The sequence below is a fragment of the Deinococcus pimensis DSM 21231 genome, from assembly GCF_000519345.1.
In the GTDB taxonomy this organism is placed as follows: domain Bacteria; phylum Deinococcota; class Deinococci; order Deinococcales; family Deinococcaceae; genus Deinococcus_A; species Deinococcus_A pimensis.
Genome location: NZ_KI912617.1, coordinates 166,681 through 170,135, shown reverse-complemented (window position 1 = coordinate 170,135; position 3,455 = coordinate 166,681). Strand labels below are relative to the sequence as shown.

General features: G+C 70.6%; 2 protein-coding genes and 1 pseudogene. All 3 read left to right on the top strand.

Annotation, left to right across the window (positions count from 1 at the left end; all coding sequences use genetic code 11):
• Positions 1-614, top strand: a pseudogene (locus DEIPI_RS38655) (hypothetical protein); the annotation flags it as partial.
• A 19-nt stretch (positions 615-633) separates the two neighbouring features.
• On the top strand, positions 634-2,187 hold the full coding sequence (gene pruA / locus DEIPI_RS0101410; RefSeq protein WP_027480615.1) for an L-glutamate gamma-semialdehyde dehydrogenase: 1,554 nt from the start codon (positions 634-636) through the stop codon (positions 2,185-2,187).
• A gap of 144 nt (positions 2,188-2,331) precedes the next feature.
• On the top strand, positions 2,332-3,455 hold a 1,124-nt coding region (locus DEIPI_RS27565), incomplete at its 3' end, for a multicopper oxidase family protein (protein WP_052351563.1).

Here is a 3,455-nt window from a genome sequence, read left to right as displayed (position 1 = left end):
CCCCGCGCGGCGCGGCGCGCCGCTGCCTCGACGGGTGCGGGGTCGCGGACGCCTGCGAGTACTACGCGCCGCGCGTCTACCTCACCACGGAGGCCACGTGGCCCGCGAGCGTCATCTCCGCCGACCGCTCGCTGGAGGCACGCGAGGAGGCCCTGCGGGAAGGTCCCTACGGGCGCTGCGTCTACCACGCCGGGAACGACGTCGTCGACCATCAGGTGCTCGCGCTCGACTTCGAGGGCGGCGCGGGCGGCACCCTCACCGTGCACGGCCACTCCGCCCGCGAGGGCCGCACCGTGCGCGTCGACGGGACGCGTGCCACGCTGCGCGCCACCTTCACCGCCGAACGGCAGGAGATCACCGTCGAGGACCACGACGTGTCCGGCTTCCGCCACGGCGGCTACGAGGAACGCGTGTCGCTGCGCGAGGTGCCCGGCATGGCCGGACGCGGCCACGGCGGCGGCGACGACGGCCTCACCCTCGCCTTCGTGGACGCGGTCCGTGCCGGCCTCCCGCTGCCCCTGCACGAGGAGGTCGAGAGCCACGTCCTCGCCTTCGCCGCCGAACGCGCGAGGCGCGAGGGCCGCGTCGTCCACCTCCGAGAATTCCGACCCTGATTCCAAGAAGGAGCACACCATGACCCTCAAGCTCAGCCCCTACCGCAACGAACCCCTCACCGACTTCAGCGTCCCCGCGAACCGCCAGGCCTACCAGGACGCCCTCCAGAAGATGCGCGCCACGGTCGGCCGCACCTACCCCCTCGTGATCGGCGGGCGCCGCATCGAGACGGACGACACCATCGCGAGCGTCAACCCCGCCCGCAAGGACGAGGTCATCGGGTACACCGCGAAGGCCAACCGCGAGCACGCCGAGCTCGCGCTGGAGGTCGGCTGGAAGGCCTGGGAGGACTGGCGCACCTGGGACATGGACGCCCGCGCCCGCATCCTCGTGAAGGCCGCCGCCCTCATGCGCCGCCGCAAGCACGAGTTCAGCGCCATGATGACCCTGGAGGCCGGGAAGAACTTCGCCGAGGCCGACGCCGACACCGCCGAGGCCATCGACTTCCTGGAGTACTACGCCCGCCAGAGCCTCAAGTACGCCGGGGCGGGCGAGACGTACGACTTCCCCGGCGAGGAGAACCGCCTGCACCACATCCCGCTCGGGGTGGGCGTCTCCATCAGCCCCTGGAACTTCCCCCTCGCGATCTTCACGGGCATGCTCGCCGCGCCCATCGTGGTCGGCAACTGCGTCATCGCCAAACCCGCCGAGGACACCGGCATCATCGCCGCGATGGTCGTGGACCTCATGCACGAGGCGGGCCTCCCCGAGGGCGTCCTGACGTACCTGCCTGGCCTCGGCGAGGAGGTCGGCGACTACCTCGTGAAGCACGCCCGCACCCGCTTCGTGACCTTCACGGGCTCCCGTCAGGTCGGCCTGATGATCAACGAGAACGCCGCGAAGGTCCAGCCCGGCCAGCGCTGGATCAAGCGCGTCGTGCTGGAGATGGGCGGCAAGGACGCCCTCATCGTCGACGAGACCGCCGACCTCGACGAGGCCGCCGCGGCCGCCGTCGCGAGCGCCTTCGGCTTCGCCGGGCAGAAGTGCTCCGCCATGAGCCGCCTCATCGTCGTCGACAGCGTCCACGACGAACTCGTGCGGCTCGTCGTGGAGAAGACCGAGAAGCTCACCGTCGGCTCCGGCGAGCAGGACTGCAACGTCACGCCCCTCGTGAACGACGAGAGCTTCGAGAAGGTCACGCGCTACATGGAGTACGGCAGGCAGGAGGGCAAGCTCCTCACGGGCGGCAGCACGGACGGCTCGGTCGGGCACTTCGCGCAGCCCACCATCTTCGACGACGTGCAGCCCGGCGCGCGCGTCGCGCAGGACGAGATCTTCGGGCCCGTCGTGGCGGTCATCCGCGCGCAGGACTTCGACGACGCGCTGCGCATCGCGAACAACACCGAGTACGGCCTCACGGGCGGCGTGTTCACGAAGAAGCGCGAACGCATCGAACGCGCCCGCCGCGACTTCCAGGTCGGCAACCTCTACGTGAACCGCAAGATCACCGGCGCGCTCGTGGGCGTCCAGCCCTTCGGCGGCTTCAACATGAGCGGCACCGACAGCAAGGCGGGCGGCCCGAACTACCTGGAGTATTTCCTCCAGCTCAAGACGGTCGCCGAGCGTTTCTGAACCCGGCCTGAGGGCACAGGCCCCGCTCCACCGGGAGCGGGGCCTGTGCCGTTCCCCGCGCGTCATCCCCGGATCACGCCTGCTTTCCTACGCTGACCTCATCAGGGTGGCCCGCATCACACCGCCGCCCACGGGAGCTTCAGCATGACCGACCACGCCGACCAAAGAGCCGCCCGCCTGACGCGCCGGGCCCTGACGTTCACCCTCGGAGCCCTGCTCTCCCTCGGCGCCGCGCATGCCGACGGGTCCCTCTCCGCCCGCGACGCCCTCATCCGCGACTACGTCACCGCCAACCACGGCACCGTGCCGCTCTCGCAGGCCACGCGCGGCGTCCACGACATCACCCTGGAGATCCACGAGATCACCACCGAGATCTCGCCCGGCGTGAAGGTCACCCAGTGGGCCTTCGCGCTGCCCGGACAGAAGCCCAGCGTGCCCGGCCCGGAACTGCACGTCCGCGTCGGCGAGCACGTCCGCATCACCTTCCGCAACACGCACACCCAGCCTCACGCCATTCACCTGCACGGCATCACCAGCCTCGCGCAGGAGATGGACGGCGTGCCCCACACCAGCCACGAGGTCCTGCCGGGGCAGAGCTTCACGTACGAGTTCGTCGCGACGGAGCCCGGCACGCACGCCTACCACTGCCACTTCCAGACGAACGTCCACCTCGACATGGGCATGTACGGCGCCCTCGTCGTGGACCCGCCCGAGGGCACGCGCGAGCCCTGGACGAAGGAGCACACCCTCATCCTCGACGAGTGGGACAGCCGGCAGGACCCGAACGCCGCGACGCACGACGTCCACCCGGACCTCTTCCTCGTGAACGGACGGACCTTCCCGCTCATTCCCGACGTGAACGTCCCGAAGGGCGAGACGCACCTGCTGCGCCTGATCAACCTCGGCTCGGAGCCGCACAGCATGCACCTGCACGGCAACGACTTCCTCGTGATCGCCAAGGACGGCCACGACCTGCCCCTGCCGTACCGCGCCGACACCCTCCCGATCCTGCCGGGCGAGCGCTACGACCTGCTCGTCACGGGCCGCGACGGCGCCTTCCCCTTCCACGACCACAACACCAGCGAGAACACCAACCGCGGCGTCTACCCCGGCGGGATGCACCTCCTCGTGACGGGCAGTCCCGCCCTGAAGGCCGACGGGACGCCCGACCTCACGTCGCCCGCCGGGCACGACCACGCGGGCATGACGGACATGGCGGGCACGAGCACGGCGCCCGTCACGACCACCGCGCCCGCCGTCACCCCGCC